The organism is Streptomyces sp. NPDC036764 (genome assembly GCF_055609385.1).
Window position 1 is genome coordinate 223679 of record NZ_JBVJPT010000001.1, and the last position, 16652, is coordinate 240330.

Below are 16652 nucleotides of genomic sequence, written 5' to 3' on the forward strand. Positions count from 1 at the left end.
GCGTACCGTCGTGAGTGTGGAGCCCACGGTCGGCCGTCTTCTGGAGCGCGCCGCGCAGCAGCTCGGCCTGCGAACGGACGAGCTCGCCGCCGACGTGGAACAGCGCCTGCGGCGCGAACTGCCGGTGCTGTGGGAGGACCCGGAGGCGGCCCGGATGGCCTCCGAGAACGTCGCCGAGCACATCGACGCCGCTCTGTACGGGCTTCGCAACGGCATCCCTCCGGACCGGATCGAGCCGCCCCCCGCCGGCGTGGATCGCACGCGGGCACTGGCCCGGCGCGGCGCACCCGTGAGCGTGACGCTGCGGGCCTTCCGACTGGCGCAGGGCATCGTCAACGACCGGCTGCTCGCGGAGCTGCTCCTGCTGAGCGACGACGTCGAGCAGGTCGGCGCGGCGGCGCGGGAGCTGATGCTGATGTCGACCACCTATGTGGACCGGTTGTCGGAGCAGGGCGTCATGGCGTTCCAGGAGGAGCGGGACCAGCGGTTTCGGTGGCGGTCGGCGATGGTGAACGAGGCCAGCAAGTGCATCGGCACCACCCTGGACATCGCCCGCACCACCCAGGAGCTGGCGGACTTCGCCTCCGAGCAGTTCGCCGACCTGGTCACCGTCGACCTGCTCGAGGCCGTGCTGCGCGGACGGAACACCGCGCGGGAGGGCCCGCTGATGCTGCGCCGGATGGCCAAGGGACCGAATGCGGACGGGCCCGTGGCGGAACCGCCGATCGAGCCGCAGCAGCTCCACACCTGCCCGGAGGGGTCGCCGTGCGCGGACGCCCTGAGCAGCGGGCGGCCCAGCCGGCAGCAGCACGGCAGCGCGCCGGGCGTCCCGCGGGCCCACTCGACCCTGGTCGTGCCGCTGCGCGCCCGGGGCACCACGCTGGGCGTCGCCGAGTTCCACCGCTACGGCACCGTCCAGCCCTACGACGACGAGGATCTGCTCCTCGCCCAGGAGATCGCCGCGCGGGCGGCGGTCGCCGTCGACAACGCCCGCCGCTACACCCACGCCCGCGCCACCGCCGTCACCCTCCAGCGCAGCCTGCTGCCCCGGGAGGCGCCGCAGCAGTCGGCCGTGGACGTCGCCTACCGCTATCTGCCGGCCGGCTCCGAGGCCGGGGTGGGCGGCGACTGGTACGACGTCATCCCGCTGTCCGGCGCGAGGGTGGCCCTCGTGGTGGGCGACGTCGTCGGTCACGGCATCCGCGCCGCCGCCACCATGGGCCGGCTGCGGACCGCCGTACGCACTCTGGCCGACATCGATCTGCCGCCCGACGAACTCCTCACCCACCTCGACGACGTCGTCATGCGCCTGGCCACCGAGGCATGCACGGACCGGGACGCCGACCCCGAGGCGGACGTCGGCCGGGACAACGGCGCCACCTGCCTCTACGCCGTCTACGACCCCGTCTCGTGCTGTTGCACCCTGGCCCGCGCGGGGCATGTGCCGCCGGCCGTGGTGGTCCGTGACGGCACGGCGGACGTCGTGGAACTGCCCGCCGGCCCGCAGCTCGGCCGGGGCGGCCTGCCGTTCGAGACCGTGGAGGTCGACCTGCCCGAGGGCAGCCTGATCGCCCTGTGCACCGACGGTCTGATCGAGGCGCGCGCCCCCGCGAAGCCGACCGGGGAACGCTCCTCCGCTCCCGGCGCCCACCCCCCCGACATCGACGCCGGCCTCGCGACGCTGCGGCAGATCCTCGCGCGGCCGACCCCCTCCCTGGAAGCGGCCTGCGACACCGTGCTGGAGGCCCTGCTGCCCTCCCGGCCGGACGACGACGTCGCCCTGCTCCTCGCGCGCACCCGGGCCCTCGGCGCCGACCGGGTCGCCACCTGGGAGTTGGAGGCCGACCCGGCGGTCGTCGCGCGAGCGCGTTCGGACGTGTCCCGGAAGCTGGCCGACTGGGGGCTCGGAGAACTCGCCTTCGTCGCCGAGCTGGTGGTCAGCGAGCTGGTCACCAACGCCATCCGCTACGGCAGTTCCCCGATCCGGCTGCGCCTGATCCATGACCGCTCCCTCCTGTGCGAGGTCTCCGACGCCAGCAGCACCACCCCGCATCTGCGCCGGGCCCGGGTCTTCGACGAGGGCGGGCGCGGTCTGCTGCTGGTCGCGCAGTTCGCCGGGCAGTGGGGCACCCGCCACGCCCGGCGCGGCAAGACGGTCTGGGCCGAACTGAGCGAGACGACGGAGTTCGCGGACCTGGCCTTCGAGTAGGCCGGGCCCGCGGAACAGCGCCGCCCCGAGGACGCGGCGATCAGGGGCGATGCGGACAGGTTCACTACGTCATTCAGGGGCGATGCGGACAGGTTCACTACGTCATTCAGGGACGATGCGGACAGGCTCACACCGTCATCTGGCGCCGGGCTGCACGAGCTTGAAGAACAGCCGGGCGCCGGCGCGCTGCGCGGACTGGCGCAGCCGTACCGGGACCGGCCGGGACGCAGTCGGCGCCGGGGTGCCCTGGGCCAGACGGGGGAAGAGTCTCTCGGCGTTGGTGCGGTTGATCGCCGCGAGGGCGCCGGGGTCGACGCCGTCGTCGAGCCCGTTGGCGAAGTACTGACCCGCCGCGGCCGGCGCGAACGGCCAGTCGCTGCCGAACAGGACGTGACCGGGCCGGGCGAACGCGAGCAGCGTGGGCAGGGCGGCCGGGCTGGAGGACAGCGCGGTGTCGAAGTAGAAGCCCCGGAAGTCCTCCAGGACGTCGCGCGGACTGCGCCCGATGTCGGCGGCGATGGCGACGGCCATGCGATGGGAGGCGTACGGCACGAAGCCGCCGCCGTGGCTGAGGACGAACCGGATGTTCGGGTGGCGGCGCGGGACGCCGCTGCGGACCAGCAGGTAGGCGGCACGGGTGGTGTCGAGGAGGAAGTCCGCCGCGAACGGCGGGATGCCCTCGACGGTGGGCGCGGGGAGGTCGGCCGGGTGGACGAGGACGACACCGCCGTGCTCGTCGAGGACGCGCCACAGGGCGTCCTGCCCCTCGGCGCCCAGATAGGAGCCCTGGTTGTTGGCGAGCAGGGTGACGCCGTCGGCGCCCAGTTCGCCCAGCGCCCGCTCGGCCTCCCGGGCCGACGCGGCGACGTCGGGCATGGGCACCGTGGCGAACCAGCCGAAGCGGGCCGGGTGTTCGGCCGTGAGAGCGGCGGAGAAGTCGTTGAGCCGCCGAGCCAGGTCGGCTGCCTCGCCCGGATCGCCGAGGAACCCGGTGCCGGGGGTGGACACGGACAGGATCGCCGTCTCGGTGCCCAGCAGGTCCATTTGCTCCAGAGCCGCCCCGGGGCTCCAGTCGGGCAGGGCACGGCCCCCCGCCTCGACGATGCCGTGCTTGGCGAGGGCATCGCGGTAGTGGGGCGGGACGAGGTGCTGGTGGACGTCGATCCGGCGGGGTGCGGTGGTCATCGGTGCGGCCCTTCGGCGTTGACGGGGGAGTGGGCGTAAGACGGCCTCGGTGTGTGTGCCGCCGGCTGACGGCCGACGAAGCCCGGCAGCGGGGCGGACGCGGGTCGATCGGCGCCGCCGCGTGGCGCTCGGCCTCGCGCGTCGTCCGGCCGGCCTCCTCGCGCCGTGCGCGGGTCAGGGGCATGCGGTGCCCCAGGGCCGCTCCCGGCCGCAGCGCGGGCGGCGGCCTCGTACACGAGCCGCGCGTGCAGCTCGAACATCGCCGCCAGGTCGACGCGGTCGCCGCCGATCTCACGGTGCACGAACAGGCCGTCGGCGCCGGCCATGGCGTAGGCCGTCAGCGTGCGGACGACGTCCTCGTCCAGGGACGGGAACAGGGCGCGGATCATGTCCGTGATCCGGTGCCGGGAGATGTCGCGGACCTGGAGGAACACCGTCCGCCCGCGGGGCTCGGCGGGGCGCCGCTCCAGGGCGAGCATCAGTCCCAGGCGCAGGAAGTCCGGCGCGTCGACCAGTGACTTCGCCACGTTCGCCGCCATCGCCGTCACCCGCTCCAGCGGGGTTCCGGTCGCCTCGCCGGGCAGTTCGACGGCCGTCAGCCAGGCCGCGAAGCTGCGCTCGATGACCGCGGCGATCAGGTCGTCCTTGCCGTCGAAGTGCCAGTAGATCGAGCTCGCGGGCAGCCCGCACTTGGCGCTGACCGCCGCGATCGACGTGCCCTCGTAGCCGCGCTCGCCCGCGATCTCGACGGCGGCGTCGAGGATGCGCTGCCGCGACTCCACGCCGTTCGCACGCTTTCTGCGGGCCGTCCGTGGCCTGGTCATGAGGGTGCCCTTCCCGTCGTTCCGGCACTTGACCGCCCCTGACACCGAGCTTACCGTAGCGTCCATTCCAATTGGAATGAACGCTACAGCAACAGCCGTGACGAGCCGTGACGAGCTGCGAAGAGCCGCGACAGGGACAGTGAGGTGGCCTGATGAGTGAGATCAGCACCGGGGCCGGAGCCGACGACGGGGACGGCGACGCCGCGTACGACGTGGCGGTGATCGGGTACGGCCCCACGGGGGTGACCGCCGCGAATCTGCTGGGCGCGGCGGGCCTGCGGGTCGTCGTCCTGGAACGCGACGCCGAGATCTACTCCCGGGCCCGGGCGATCTCCACCGACGAGGAGGTCATCCGGATCTGGCAGCGCGTCGGCCTGGCCGACCGGCTGAAGCAGGACATGCTCGCCGACCGGCCGCTCGACTTCGTCGACGCGCGCGGCCGCACCTTCCTCAGCGCGCACCCCACGCCGCGCGGCCACGGCCACCCGCCGCAGATGTTCCTCTACCAGCCCGCGCTGGAGCAGGTCCTGCGCGACGGAGTCGACCGCTACCGAGGCGTCGAGGTGTGGCTGCGGCACGAGTGCCTACGGCTGCGCCAGGACGCCGACGGAGTGGAACTGACCGTCGTGGGCACCGCCGACGACTCCGTACGACGACTGCGCGCCCGCTACGTCATCGCGGCCGACGGCGGCTCCAGCCTCACCCGAGCACAGCTCAACGTGGGCTACGAGGGACGGACGTACGAGGACCGCTGGGTCGTCATCGACACCAGGATGCTCAAGCCGTGGCCCGACCACGACAAGCTGCGCTTCCGCTGCGACCCGGCCCGCCCCGCGGTCGACTGCCCGACACCTCTCGGACACCACCGCTGGGAGTTCCCGATCCTGCCCGGCGACGACGAGCGGCATCTGACGACCGACGAGGCGATCCACGCGATGGTGTCCCGGTACGGGATCGGCCCCGACCAGATCGAGATCCTGCGCGCCACCGTCTACAGCCACCACGTCCGCTTCGCCGCCCGTTTCCGGGTGGGCCGGGTCTTCCTCGCCGGTGACGCCGCCCACGCGATGCCGCCGTGGATCGGCCAGGGCATGGCCGCCGGGGTGCGCGACGTGGCGAACCTGTGCTGGAAGCTCGACTCCGTGCTGCGCGGGGAACTGCCCGAGTCGGTGCTCGACAGCTACGAGGCGGAGCGCAAACCGCACGTCAAGGAGGTCACCGGGCGGGCGGTGTTCGTCGGCCGAATCATCACCGAACGGCGGCTCGCGGTCACCCGTGTCCGCGACTCCGTGCTCCCGCACCTGAACCGGATACCGGGCTTCGGCGGCTGGCTCCAGGACTCCAACTGGATCCCCGTCGCCCACTACGCCGACGGCTTTAAGGCCCACCCCCGCACCAGGGCCTCCGGCATCACCGCCCGTACCCGTGCCTCCCGCACCAGGGCCTCCGGCATCACCGCCCGTACCCGTGCCTCCCGCACCAGGGCCTCCGGCATCACCGCCCGTACCCGTGCCTCCCGCACCACGGCCCCCGGCCACCAGATCCCCCAACCCTGGGTCACCACCCCCGACGGCACCCGGGTCCGCCTGGACGACGTGCTCGGCGGTCGCTGGCTGCTCCTGCACGGCGCGGCGCCGAGCACGCAGCCCGCGTGGGAGCGCTGCGGCGTCCCCTCGCTCACCGTCCTGCCGGCCGGCTCACGTCCGGCCGAGGGCGCGGTCGTCGACTGCGACGGCGTGCTGCGGGCCTGGATGACCCGCCACCGCGCCACCACCCTCGCCCTGCGCCCCGATGCCTACGTCTACGCGGCCGCCCCCGCCGGCGTCCCGCTCCCACCGCCCCCGAACGGATTCGCCCCGACCCCTCGCACGACCGCCGGGGCCGCCGGAACTGCCGGGACCGCCGGAAGCTCGGGGACCGCCGAAACCGCAGCGCCCCCCGCGCCCACCTGGCCCGCACCCCAAGGAACGCCATGAGCACCCCCACCCCACCGCCGCCGATGCACGAGTCGCTGGTCGACGTCCTGGGCAAGAAGATCTTCGTCGCGGAGACCGGCGAAGGCCCGCCCGTACTGCTGCTGCACGGCGGCGGCCCCGGTGCCTCCGGCGTCTCCAACTACGCCCGCAACATCGCCGCCCTGGCCAAGGACCACCGGGTCATCGTCCCCGACCTGCCCGGCTACGGCCGCAGCACCAAGGGTGTGGACGGCGCCGACCCCTTCGGCCACCTCGCCGCCGGCATCCGCGGCCTGCTCGACGAACTCGGCCTGGACCAGGCCCACCTGGTCGGCAACTCCTACGGCGGTGCCTGCGCCCTGCGCCTCGCCCTGGACACCCCCGACCGGGTCGGCCGTATGGTCCTGATGGGCCCCGGCGGCGTCGGCACCACCCGCGCGCTGCCGACCTCCGGCCTCAACAGCCTGCTCGACTACTACTCCGGGGACGGCCCTTCGCGGCCGAAGCTGGAGAAGTTCATCCGCACCTACCTCGTCTTCAACGCCGCCGACGTCCCCGACAGCGTCATCGACGCGCGCTACCACGACAGCATCGACCCGGAGGTGATCGCCGCCCCGCCGCTGCGCCGCCCGTCCGGCCCGAACGCGCTGCGCACGCTGTGGCGGATGGACTTCACCCGCGACGCCCGTCTCGCCCGCCTGCCCGTGCCGACCCTGGTGCTGTGGGGTGCGGCCGACAAGGTCAACCGCCCCTCCGGCGGCCGGATGCTGGCGGACCGCATGCCCGACTGCGATCTGTACGAGGTCGCCAACACCGGGCACTGGGTGCAGTTCGAACGCGCCGAGCTGTTCAACCGGATCTGCGCCGACTTCCTGGCGGGCCGCCGATGAACACGAACGTCTTCGGCGCGGTACACCTGGGCTACGTCGTCATCGAGACCAACCGCTTCGCGGACTGGCGCCGCTTCGGCACCGACGCCATCGGCATGCACCACGACGACCTCGACACCGGCCTGATGCGCTTCCGCCTCGATGAGCAGGAGTGCCGCTTCCTGCTGCGGCGCGGGCCCGCCGAGGACGTCGTGGCGACCGGTTGGCACATCGACGACCACGCGTCCTTCGAACAGATCGAGGCCCGCATCCGTGCCCATGGTGTCCCCGTCGTGCAAGGGTCCGCCGAGGAGGCGAGGATGCGCGGCGTCGAACGCCTGCTGCGCTTCCCCGGCCCCAAGGGCATCACCCAGGAGATCTACACCACGCCGGTGATCTCGCCGCGGCCCCTGAACATGCTCGCGTCCGGTTGGGTCACGGGCGACTCGGGCATGGGCCATGTCGCCATCACCTCCGCCAAGCCCGCCCTGATGCGCGGCTACTTCAACACCGTCTTCGACGCCCGCCTCACCGACTACATCGACGAGACGATCAGCGGCGTCAAGCTCAGGATCCGCTTCCTGCGCGTCAACGAACGCCACCACTCCATCGCCGTCGCCGCCGTCCGTGGCCTGCCCATCGACCCCGTTCGCACCCGCGTCCAGCACCTCAACATCCAGGCCGCCTCCCTCGACGACGTCGCCCGCAGCTACCAGCGCGTGCACGAACTCGGCTTCGGCATGGCCCTGTCGGTCGGACAGCACACCAACGACAAGGAACTCTCGTACTACGCCCGCACCCCCTCGGGCTTCGAGTGGGAGGTCGGCTGGAACCCCGTCGTCATCGACGAGACCACCTGGCAGCCCAGCACCCACCAGGGCATCAGCGTCTGGGGCCACACCCCCGTCGGGCAGACCATCGTCGACAAGCTCGAGCGGTTCCGCCTCGGCGCCCGCTCCCTCGCCCGCCCCGAACAGACGGTCCCCGCCCTCAGCGGCACCGGCATCCCCGACGACTGACCCGGCGAACCACGGCCGGGAAACGCAACGAGCCCGTCCGCGCACTGCGCGAACGGGCCCGTGATCGAGCGCCGGGCAGGCCTTGCACCTGCATCTCCCCACAGGAAGTGGGGCGTCTTTCCTTGGACCACCAACGCAACACCAGCCACCCGGACTTGCGGCGACCAGCTCAGGACCAAGCTTAACCCACACGGCCCCGACTCCCGCACGCCGGGACCGCGCCGCAAGGCCCGACTCGGCCCGCCCGGGTCAGATGTCCCGGAAGATCTCGATCTGCGCCCCGATGGAGTTCAGGCGCTCGGCCAGATCCTCGTAACCCCGGTTGATGACATACACGTTCCGCAGTACGGAGGTGCCCTCCGCCGCCATCATCGCCAGCAGCACGACCACGGCCGGCCGCAGCGCGGGCGGGCACATCATCTCGGCGGCTCGCCAGCGGGTCGGGCCCTCGACCAGGACGCGGTGCGGGTCCAGCAACTGAAGGCGGCCGCCGAGGCGGTTGAGGTCGGTGAGGTAGATCGCGCGGTTGTCGTAGACCCAGTCGTGGATCAGGGTCTTGCCCGACGCGACGGCGGCGATGGCCGCGAAGAACGGGACGTTGTCGATGTTCAGGCCCGGGAACGGCATCGGGTGGATCTTGTCGATCGGCGCCTCCAGCTTGGAGGGCCGGACGGTGAGGTCCACCAGCCGGGTGCGGCCGTTGTCCGCGAAGTACTCGGGCGTGCGGTCGTGGTCGAGGCCCATCTCCTCGAGGACCGCCAGCTCGATCTCCAGGAACTCGATGGGAACGCGACGCACCGTCAGTTCCGACTCCGTCACCACCGCCGCGGCCAGCAGGCTCATCGCCTCGACCGGGTCCTCGGAGGGGGAGTAGTCGACGTCCACGTCGATGTTCGGTACGCCGTGCACCGTGAGCGTCGTCGTGCCGATGCCCTCGACCCGGACGCCGAGCGCCTCCAGGAAGAAACAGAGGTCCTGGACCATGTAGTTGGACGACGCGTTGCGGATGACCGTGACGCCGTCGTGCCGGGCGGCGGCCAGCAGCGCGTTCTCGGTCACGGTGTCGCCGCGCTCGGTCAGCACGATCGGCCGGTCGGGGCGTACGCCGCGGTCCACCACGGCGTGGTACTGGCCCTCGGTCGCAGCGACGTCCAGGCCGAAGCGGCGCAGCGCGATCATGTGCGGCTCGATGGTCCGCGTACCGAGGTCGCAGCCGCCGGCGTACGGCAGCTTGAAGTGGTTCATGCGGTGCAGCAGCGGGCCGAGGAACATGATGATGGAGCGGGTGCGTACGGCGGCCTCGGCGTCGATCGCTCCCATGTCCAGCTCGGCCGGCGGCACGATCTCCAGGTCGACGCCGTCGTTGACCCAACGGGTGCGCACGCCGATGGAGTTGAGCACCTCCAGCAGGCGGTACACCTCCTCGATCCGGGCGACCCGGCGCAGCACCGTGCGCCCCTTGTTGAGCAGCGAGGCGCACAGCAGGGCCACGCAGGCGTTCTTGCTGGTCTTGACGTCGATCGAACCGGACAGCCGACGTCCGCCGACAACCCTCAGATGCATCGGACCGGCGTAACCCAGCGACACGATCTCGCTGTCCAGGGCTTCACCGATTCGGGCGATCATCTCAAGGCTGATGTTCTGGTTGCCGCGCTCGATGCGATTGACGGCGCTCTGGGAGGTGCCGAGCGCCTCGGCAAGCTGCGCCTGTGTCCAGCCACGGTGCTGCCGGGCGTCACGGATGAGCCTGCCGATGCGTACGAGGTAATCGTCTGCCATGAGGTTGAGGTTATCTCAGATATGAGATGGCACATTCGTAGGGGGGCCATTCGGGTGACGTGCCGTCACCGCCGCCTGGCGGTACGGGTGCGACGCCACCCGAAAGGTCCGGGCAAATCCATCGATGTCGTACGACGTCCGGTGCTGCTGTGGGTGTGTCGCGGACCGTTCCTGCCGCCCGTGGTGATGGACCAGGAGCGTCGGTTGATGTTCAGCCGCACTCCCGGAAGGATCCGGAAGCTCTTGCGGAATGTGAGGGGCACGAGTGCCTCCCTTCGGAGTCGAGTGCGTGTCCCTCGGTTACCCCGAAACGGCGAACTGATGGCATGTCGGAAAGCCGGAAGGGCCGGCTCGACGCTCATGGCGTCGAGCCGGCCCTTGCGGTGGTCCGTCCTCTGTTCGGCCGGTCAGTCCGTGCCGGACTCCATCGCGGCGCGGTCCAGGAGCGCGTCCTCCTCGGAGACCTCGCCGCGGGAGGCGATGGCCTCGGCGCCGCCCTCGGGCAGCTCCGGCATGGTGCCGATCAGGCCGGTCGCGGCCGCCTGGGAGGCACCGACGGTGGGGCTGCCGGTGCCGATCAGGCCGAGGCCGACGTACTGCTCCAGCTTGGCGCGGGAGTCGGCGATGTCGAGGTTTCGCATGGTGAGCTGGCCGATCCGGTCCACCGGGCCGAACGCCGAGTCCTCGGTGCGCTCCATGGAGAGCTTGTCCGGGTGGTAGCTGAACGCCGGTCCGGTCGTGTCGAGGATCGAGTAGTCCTCGCCGCGCCGCAGCCGCAGCGTCACCTCGCCGGTGACGGCCGCGCCGACCCACCGCTGGAGCGACTCGCGGATCATCAGCGCCTGCGGGTCCAGCCAGCGGCCCTCGTACATCAGACGGCCCAGACGCCGGCCCTCGTTGTGGTACTGGGCGAGGGTGTCCTCGTTGTGGATCGCGTTGACCAGGCGCTCGTACGCGGCGTGCAGCAGGGCCATGCCCGGCGCCTCGTAGATGCCGCGGCTCTTGGCCTCGATGATCCGGTTCTCGATCTGGTCCGACATGCCGAGGCCGTGGCGGCCGCCGATGGCGTTGGCCTCCATCACCAGGTCGACGGGGGAGGCGAACTCCTTGCCGTTGACGGTGACCGGCCGGCCCTGCTCGAAGCCGATCGTCACGTCCTCGGGGGCGATCTCGATGGACTGGTCCCAGAACTTCACGCCCATGATCGGCTCGACGGTCTCGACGCCGGTGTCCAGGTGCTCCAGGGTCTTGGCCTCGTGGGTGGCGCCCCAGATGTTGGCGTCCGTGGAGTACGCCTTCTCCGTGGAGTCCCGGTAGGGCAGCCCGTGGGTGAGCAGCCACTCCGACATCTCCTTGCGGCCGCCGAGTTCGGTCACGAAGTCCGCGTCCAGCCAGGGCTTGTAGATCCGCAGGTTCGGGTTGGCGAGCAGGCCGTAGCGGTAGAACCGCTCGATGTCGTTGCCCTTGAAGGTCGAGCCGTCGCCCCAGATCTGGACGTTGTCCTCGAGCATCGCGCGCACCAGCAGCGTGCCGGTGACGGCACGGCCCAGCGGCGTGGTGTTGAAGTACGCCCGCCCGCCGGAGCGGATGTGGAACGCGCCGCACGTCAGCGCGGCCAGGCCCTCCTCGACGAGGGCGGCGCGGCAGTCGACCAGGCGCGCGACCTCGGCGCCGTAGGCCTTGGCGCGGCCGGGCACCGAGGCGATGTCGGGCTCGTCGTACTGGCCGATGTCAGCGGTGTAGGTGCACGGGACGGCGCCCTTGTCGCGCATCCAGGCGACCGCGACCGAGGTGTCGAGACCGCCCGAGAAGGCGATGCCGACGCGCTCGCCGGTGGGCAGGGAGGTGAGGACCTTGGACATAGGAAGAGTATGCATCATGACGCATGATCATGCAAAGCCCTTCCGTGAAGGCGTGTGAACGCTGCCGGAGTGCGGGAAATGGCAGGTCCGGGCGCGTGTGGCGGGGTGATCGGGTGTGGGGGCGCGGGCGGGTGTGCGGAACGACACTGTTGGAAGGCGCGCGACAAGGAGGCCGGGCATGACCAGCCCGGCCCCATGTACTAGAGTTATCTCGACATCGAGATATCTGCCGAGGTGCACCGCAGCCGCGCGGCACCACCGGTCCAGCGGTAAGGGCTACCTAACTTAGCCTTACCTTAGCGGATCGGCCGGGATGCCGTGGCGGCAGGATCGTGGTGGTACGCGCACATCAATGAAGGAGACTGTCGTGTCGGCGAACAGCTTCGACGCCCGCAGCACGCTGCGCGTGGGCGACGAGTCGTACGAGATCTTCCGGTTGGACAAGGTCGAAGGCGCCGCGCGCCTCCCCTACAGCCTGAAGGTGCTGCTGGAGAACCTCCTCCGCACCGAGGACGGCGCGAACATCACCGCCGACCACATCCGCGCCCTCGGCGGCTGGGACTCCCAGGCCCAGCCGTCGCAGGAGATCCAGTTCACGCCGGCCCGCGTGATCATGCAGGACTTCACCGGCGTCCCCTGTGTCGTGGACCTCGCCACCATGCGTGAGGCCGTGAAGGAGCTCGGCGGCGACCCCGCGAAGGTCAACCCGCTCTCCCCGGCCGAGCTGGTCATCGACCACTCCGTCATCGCCGACAAGTTCGGCACCAACGAGGCCTTCGCGCAGAACGTCGAGCTGGAGTACGGCCGCAACAAGGAGCGCTACCAGTTCCTGCGCTGGGGCCAGACCGCCTTCGACGACTTCAAGGTCGTCCCGCCGGGCACCGGCATCGTCCACCAGGTGAACATCGAGCACCTCGCTCGTACGGTCATGGTCCGCAACGGCCAGGCCTACCCCGACACCCTGGTCGGCACCGACTCGCACACCACCATGGTCAACGGCCTCGGCGTCCTCGGCTGGGGCGTCGGCGGCATCGAGGCCGAGGCCGCCATGCTCGGCCAGCCGGTCTCCATGCTCATCCCGCGCGTCGTCGGCTTCAAGCTGACCGGTGAGCTCACCCCCGGCACCACCGCCACCGACCTCGTGCTGACCATCACCGAGATGCTGCGCAAGCACGGCGTTGTCGGCAAGTTCGTCGAGTTCTACGGCGAGGGTGTGGCCGCCACCTCCCTCGCGAACCGCGCCACCATCGGCAACATGTCGCCGGAGTTCGGTTCCACCGCCGCGATCTTCCCGATCGACGACGAGACCATCAAGTACCTGAAGCTGACGGGCCGCGACGCCCAGCAGCTCGCGCTCGTCGAGGCGTACGCCAAGGAGCAGGGTCTCTGGCTGGACCCGGCCGCCGAGCCCGACTTCTCCGAGAAGCTCGAGCTGGACCTGTCGACGGTCGTGCCCTCGATCGCCGGTCCGAAGCGCCCGCAGGACCGCATCGTCCTCGCCAACGCCTCGCAGCAGTTCGCCCAGGACGTGCGCAACTACGTCTCGGACGACTCCGAGGCGGGCAAGGAGTCCTTCCCGGCCTCCGACGCCCCGGCCGTCTCCAACGGCGTCCCGTCGAACCCGGTCACCGTGACCGCCCCCGACGGCTCGACGTACGAGATCGACCACGGCGCCGTCACCGTCGCCGCGATCACCTCCTGCACCAACACCTCGAACCCGTACGTGATGGTGGCGGCCGCCCTCGTCGCGAAGAAGGCCGTGGAGAAGGGCCTGACCCGCAAGCCGTGGGTCAAGACCACCCTCGCCCCGGGCTCGAAGGTCGTCACCGACTACTTCGACAAGGCGGGTCTGACCCCGTACCTCGACAAGGTCGGCTTCAACCTCGTCGGCTACGGCTGCACCACCTGCATCGGCAACTCCGGCCCGCTGCCGGAGGAGGTCTCCAAGGCCGTCAACGACCACGACCTCGCGGTCACCTCGGTCCTCTCCGGCAACCGGAACTTCGAGGGCCGTATCAACCCCGACGTCAAGATGAACTACCTGGCCTCCCCGCCGCTGGTCGTCGCGTACGCCCTCGCGGGCTCCATGAAGGTGGACATCACGCGCGACGCCCTCGGTGTGGACCAGGAGGGCAAGCCGGTCTTCCTGGCCGACATCTGGCCCTCCGAGGCCGAGGTCAACGACGTCGTGGCGAACGCCATCGGCGAGGACATGTTCAACAAGTCCTACCAGGACGTCTTCGCGGGCGACGCCCAGTGGCAGGCCCTGCCGATCCCGACCGGCAACACCTTCGAGTGGGACGCGGAGTCGACGTACGTCCGCAAGCCCCCGTACTTCGAGGGCATGACGATGGAGACCACCCCGGTCTCCGACATCGCCGGTGCCCGCGTCCTGGCCAAGCTGGGCGACTCGGTCACCACCGACCACATCTCGCCCGCCGGCGCCATCAAGGCCGACACCCCGGCCGGCAAGTACCTCACCGAGCACGGTGTGGAGCGTCGTGACTTCAACTCCTACGGCTCGCGCCGAGGCAACCACGAGGTCATGATCCGCGGCACGTTCGCCAACATCCGCCTGCGCAACCAGATCGCGCCGGGCACCGAGGGCGGCTACACCCGCGACTTCACCCAGGCCGACGGCCCGGTGGGCTTCATCTACGACGCCTCGCAGAACTACCAGGCCGCCGGCATCCCGCTGGTCATCCTGGGCGGCAAGGAGTACGGCTCCGGCTCGTCCCGCGACTGGGCGGCCAAGGGCACGGCCCTCCTCGGCGTCAAGGCCGTCATCACCGAGTCGTACGAGCGCATCCACCGCTCGAACCTCATCGGCATGGGCGTCCTGCCGCTGCAGTTCCCGGCCGGCCAGAACGCCGACTCGCTCGGCCTGACCGGCGAGGAGACCTTCTCCATCACCGGCGTGACCGAGCTGAACAACGGCACCACCCCGAGCACGGTCAAGGTCACCACCGACACGGGCGTCGAGTTCGACGCGGTCGTCCGCATCGACACCCCCGGTGAGGCCGACTACTACCGCAACGGCGGCATCATGCAGTACGTGCTGCGCAGCCTGATCCGCAAGTAGGCGGTCAAGCAAGCGGTACGGCACGGCAGTTGAGGGCCGCATCCCCGATCACCGGGGATGCGGCCCTCGCCGCTTTCGTCCCGTCACATCGCCTGAGCTCAGCCGGAACACAGGGTTCCCTCAGCCTGCGGGGACAGGATCGGGACATGACCGGCACCACAGGGTTCCGAAACGGGCGCGTCCGTGTGCTCACCGACGGCGACGAGCCCGCGCTCACCTCGACCGTGCGCGGCGCGCGTCCTCCGACGGCGGCGCCGACCCGGTGGAGGATCCGCACGGTGCGCGGACTCGGCTGCTCCATCATGCCGGTGGAGGACGGCAGATGAGCGCCCGGCGGCGCCTTCGCTCCCTGCGCACCCGCCTGGTCGTGTTCATCGGCCTGACCCTCGTCGCCGTGTGCGCCGCGATGGCGCTGACCACCATGTTCGTCCAACGCGCCTATCTGCTGGGCAACCTGGACGACCGGGTCCGCAACGCCGCCGAGCGCAGCCTGGGCGCGGCGCGGCTCCACCCCGAGCAGGCGGAACACCTGAGCTTCCTCATGGAGAGCGGACACCCGACCGGCATGCTCGCCGCCCGGCTCGACGCCGACGGCGACATCCTCACCGCCGGGGTCGTACGCCAGGACGCCCCGCCCGGCGCCCTCACCGACGCCCAGCGCGGAGCCCTCGCGGGCGTGGGAACCGACGCTGCGACGCACACCGCGACCGTCCCCGGCCTCGGCGCCTACCGGGTCACCGTCGCCGAGAGCGACGGGATCCGCGTCCTCGCAGGGCTTCCGATGGACGAGGTACAGCACATGATCAGCGGCATGGTCGTGGTCGAGGTGGTCGTCGCGACGGCCGGCCTGGCCGTCGCGGGCGGCCTGTGCGCCGTGGTCGTACGACGCCAGCTACGGCCCCTGGGCCGGGTCGCCGCCACCGCGGCCGAGGTCTCCCGCGCTCCGCTCGACCACGGCGAGGTCCCCGGCCTCACCCGCGTCCAGGCCGGGGACATCGACCCCGCCAGCGAGGCAGGCCAGGTCGGCGCCGCTCTCAACCGCATGATCGACCACGTCGAGTCCTCGCACACGGCACGCCGGCGCACCGAGGAACGCATGCGCCGCTTCCTCGCCGACGCCGGCCACGAACTGCGCACCCCGCTCGCCTCGATCACGGGCTACGCCGAACTCATGAACCGGGGCACCGGCCGCGTCGAGCCGTTGCTCGCCTGGCGCCGCGTCTCGGCGGAGTCGGCGCGCATGACGGGCCTGGTGGAGGATCTGTTGCTGCTGGCACACCTGGACGAGGGACGGCCCCTCCAGTCCGCCGAGGTGGATGTGGCGGCCCTGGTCGCGGAAGCCGTGTGGGACGCGCGGGCCGCCGGGACCGGACACGACTGGCAGCTCGAACTCCGCCTGGACGACGTGCCGTTGGTCCTCGGCGACCCGGCACGACTGCACCAGGTGGTGGCCAACCTGCTGGCCAACGCACGGGTGCACACGCCCGCGGGCACGAGGGTCTTTGCGGTCGTGGAGGCAGGGGGCGACCGGTGCGTCGTACGCGTCCGTGACGACGGCCCGGGCATGCCGCCCGCGCTGGTCCCGACGGTCTTCGACCGCTTCACCCGCGCCGATGCCTCCCGCACCCGAAGGGGCCCGCACGACGGCGGATCCGGGCTTGGCCTCGCCATCGTGGCGGCGATCGTGTCGGCGCACGGCGGGCACATCGAGGTCGAGAGCGAACCGGGCCGCACGGAGTTCACCGTACGACTGCCCCTCGCGGTGACGCTTCCGGCGGTACGGTCCCCGGACGCGGCGACGGCGGCGCAGCGCGTCTGAGACTTCACCGACGCCGGCGGCCCGGTGGCCCCCGGCCGTGTCGCGAGGC

The 16652-nt window shown here is 71.2% G+C and carries 11 protein-coding genes and 1 pseudogene; 7 read left to right on the top strand and 5 right to left on the bottom strand.

All coding sequences use genetic code 11. From position 1 onward, the window contains the following. Positions 1 to 16 precede the first annotated feature (16 nt). A complete protein-coding gene (locus ACZ69Q_RS00965) occupies positions 17 to 2209 on the top strand; it encodes an ATP-binding SpoIIE family protein phosphatase (protein WP_471034087.1) in 2193 nt (730 codons plus the stop codon). 135 nt (positions 2210 to 2344) lie between these two features. Here ACZ69Q_RS00965 and ACZ69Q_RS00970 read toward each other — a convergent pair whose 3' ends face one another. Continuing rightward, positions 2345 to 3394 carry an amidohydrolase family protein gene (locus ACZ69Q_RS00970; RefSeq protein WP_471034091.1) on the bottom strand — a complete coding sequence of 350 codons (1050 nt, stop codon included), beginning with the start codon at positions 3392 to 3394 and terminating at the stop codon, positions 2345 to 2347. Between the two features lie 200 nt (positions 3395 to 3594). Next, positions 3595 to 4218: pseudogene (locus ACZ69Q_RS00975) on the bottom strand (TetR/AcrR family transcriptional regulator); the annotation flags it as partial. Between the two features lie 152 nt (positions 4219 to 4370). Here ACZ69Q_RS00975 and ACZ69Q_RS00980 point away from each other — a divergent pair. Genes ACZ69Q_RS00980 through ACZ69Q_RS00990 form a run of 3 tightly spaced genes read left to right on the top strand, consistent with a single transcriptional unit; the run spans position 4371 to position 8061 of the window. Then, positions 4371 to 6194 carry a bifunctional 3-(3-hydroxy-phenyl)propionate/3-hydroxycinnamic acid hydroxylase gene (locus tag ACZ69Q_RS00980; protein WP_471034094.1) on the top strand — a complete coding sequence of 608 codons (1824 nt, stop codon included), beginning with the start codon at positions 4371 to 4373 and terminating at the stop codon, positions 6192 to 6194. After that, positions 6191 to 7063, top strand: coding sequence for an alpha/beta fold hydrolase (locus ACZ69Q_RS00985; protein WP_471034098.1), 873 nt, complete (start codon positions 6191 to 6193; stop codon positions 7061 to 7063). The genes ACZ69Q_RS00980 and ACZ69Q_RS00985 overlap by 4 nt, the downstream gene beginning before the upstream one ends. Continuing rightward, positions 7060 to 8061: a VOC family protein gene (locus tag ACZ69Q_RS00990; protein ID WP_471034101.1), complete on the top strand. Its 1002-nt coding sequence runs from the start codon at positions 7060 to 7062 to the stop codon at positions 8059 to 8061. Before ACZ69Q_RS00985 ends, ACZ69Q_RS00990 begins: the two co-directional genes overlap by 4 nt. 249 nt (positions 8062 to 8310) lie before the next feature. Here the strand turns inward: ACZ69Q_RS00990 and ACZ69Q_RS00995 are convergent, their stop codons facing one another. The 3 genes from ACZ69Q_RS00995 to argG all read right to left on the bottom strand — a co-directional run bounded on the left by ACZ69Q_RS00995 (position 8311) and on the right by argG (position 11702). Beyond that, entirely contained in the window at positions 8311 to 9840 is a 1530-nt protein-coding gene (locus ACZ69Q_RS00995; RefSeq protein WP_471034103.1) for a helix-turn-helix domain-containing protein, read from the bottom strand. A 65-nt stretch (positions 9841 to 9905) separates the two neighbouring features. Then, a complete protein-coding gene (locus ACZ69Q_RS01000; protein ID WP_093747609.1) occupies positions 9906 to 10103 on the bottom strand; it encodes a DUF4236 domain-containing protein in 198 nt (65 codons plus the stop codon). Positions 10104 to 10247: 144 nt separating this feature from the next. Continuing rightward, complete coding sequence (argG, locus tag ACZ69Q_RS01005; protein WP_471034106.1) at positions 10248 to 11702, bottom strand: argininosuccinate synthase; 1455 nt, start codon at positions 11700 to 11702, stop codon at positions 10248 to 10250. A gap of 367 nt (positions 11703 to 12069) precedes the next feature. On the opposite strand from argG, the gene acnA reads away from it, so the two are divergent. The 3 genes from acnA to ACZ69Q_RS01020 all read left to right on the top strand — a co-directional run bounded on the left by acnA (position 12070) and on the right by ACZ69Q_RS01020 (position 16603). After that, positions 12070 to 14784 carry an aconitate hydratase AcnA gene (acnA, locus tag ACZ69Q_RS01010; protein ID WP_471034108.1) on the top strand — a complete coding sequence of 905 codons (2715 nt, stop codon included), beginning with the start codon at positions 12070 to 12072 and terminating at the stop codon, positions 14782 to 14784. 146 nt (positions 14785 to 14930) lie between these two features. Continuing rightward, positions 14931 to 15110, top strand: a complete 180-nt coding sequence (locus ACZ69Q_RS01015; protein WP_471034112.1) for a hypothetical protein — start codon at positions 14931 to 14933, stop codon at positions 15108 to 15110. Then, positions 15107 to 16603, top strand: coding sequence for a HAMP domain-containing sensor histidine kinase (locus ACZ69Q_RS01020; RefSeq protein ID WP_471034116.1), 1497 nt, complete (start codon positions 15107 to 15109; stop codon positions 16601 to 16603). Before ACZ69Q_RS01015 ends, ACZ69Q_RS01020 begins: the two co-directional genes overlap by 4 nt. Positions 16604 to 16652 lie beyond the last annotated feature (49 nt).

Coding starts and splice junctions, on each gene's coding strand:
- ACZ69Q_RS00970 (WP_471034091.1), bottom strand. CDS start 3,394: ATGACCACCGCACCCCGCCGGATCGACGTCCACCAGCACCTCGTCCCG.
- ACZ69Q_RS00980 (WP_471034094.1), top strand. CDS start 4,371: ATGAGTGAGATCAGCACCGGGGCCGGAGCCGACGACGGGGACGGCGAC.
- ACZ69Q_RS00985 (WP_471034098.1), top strand. CDS start 6,191: ATGAGCACCCCCACCCCACCGCCGCCGATGCACGAGTCGCTGGTCGAC.
- ACZ69Q_RS00990 (WP_471034101.1), top strand. CDS start 7,060: ATGAACACGAACGTCTTCGGCGCGGTACACCTGGGCTACGTCGTCATC.
- ACZ69Q_RS00995 (WP_471034103.1), bottom strand. CDS start 9,840: ATGGCAGACGATTACCTCGTACGCATCGGCAGGCTCATCCGTGACGCC.
- argG (WP_471034106.1), bottom strand. CDS start 11,702: ATGTCCAAGGTCCTCACCTCCCTGCCCACCGGCGAGCGCGTCGGCATC.
- ACZ69Q_RS01015 (WP_471034112.1), top strand. CDS start 14,931: ATGACCGGCACCACAGGGTTCCGAAACGGGCGCGTCCGTGTGCTCACC.
- ACZ69Q_RS01020 (WP_471034116.1), top strand. CDS start 15,107: ATGAGCGCCCGGCGGCGCCTTCGCTCCCTGCGCACCCGCCTGGTCGTG.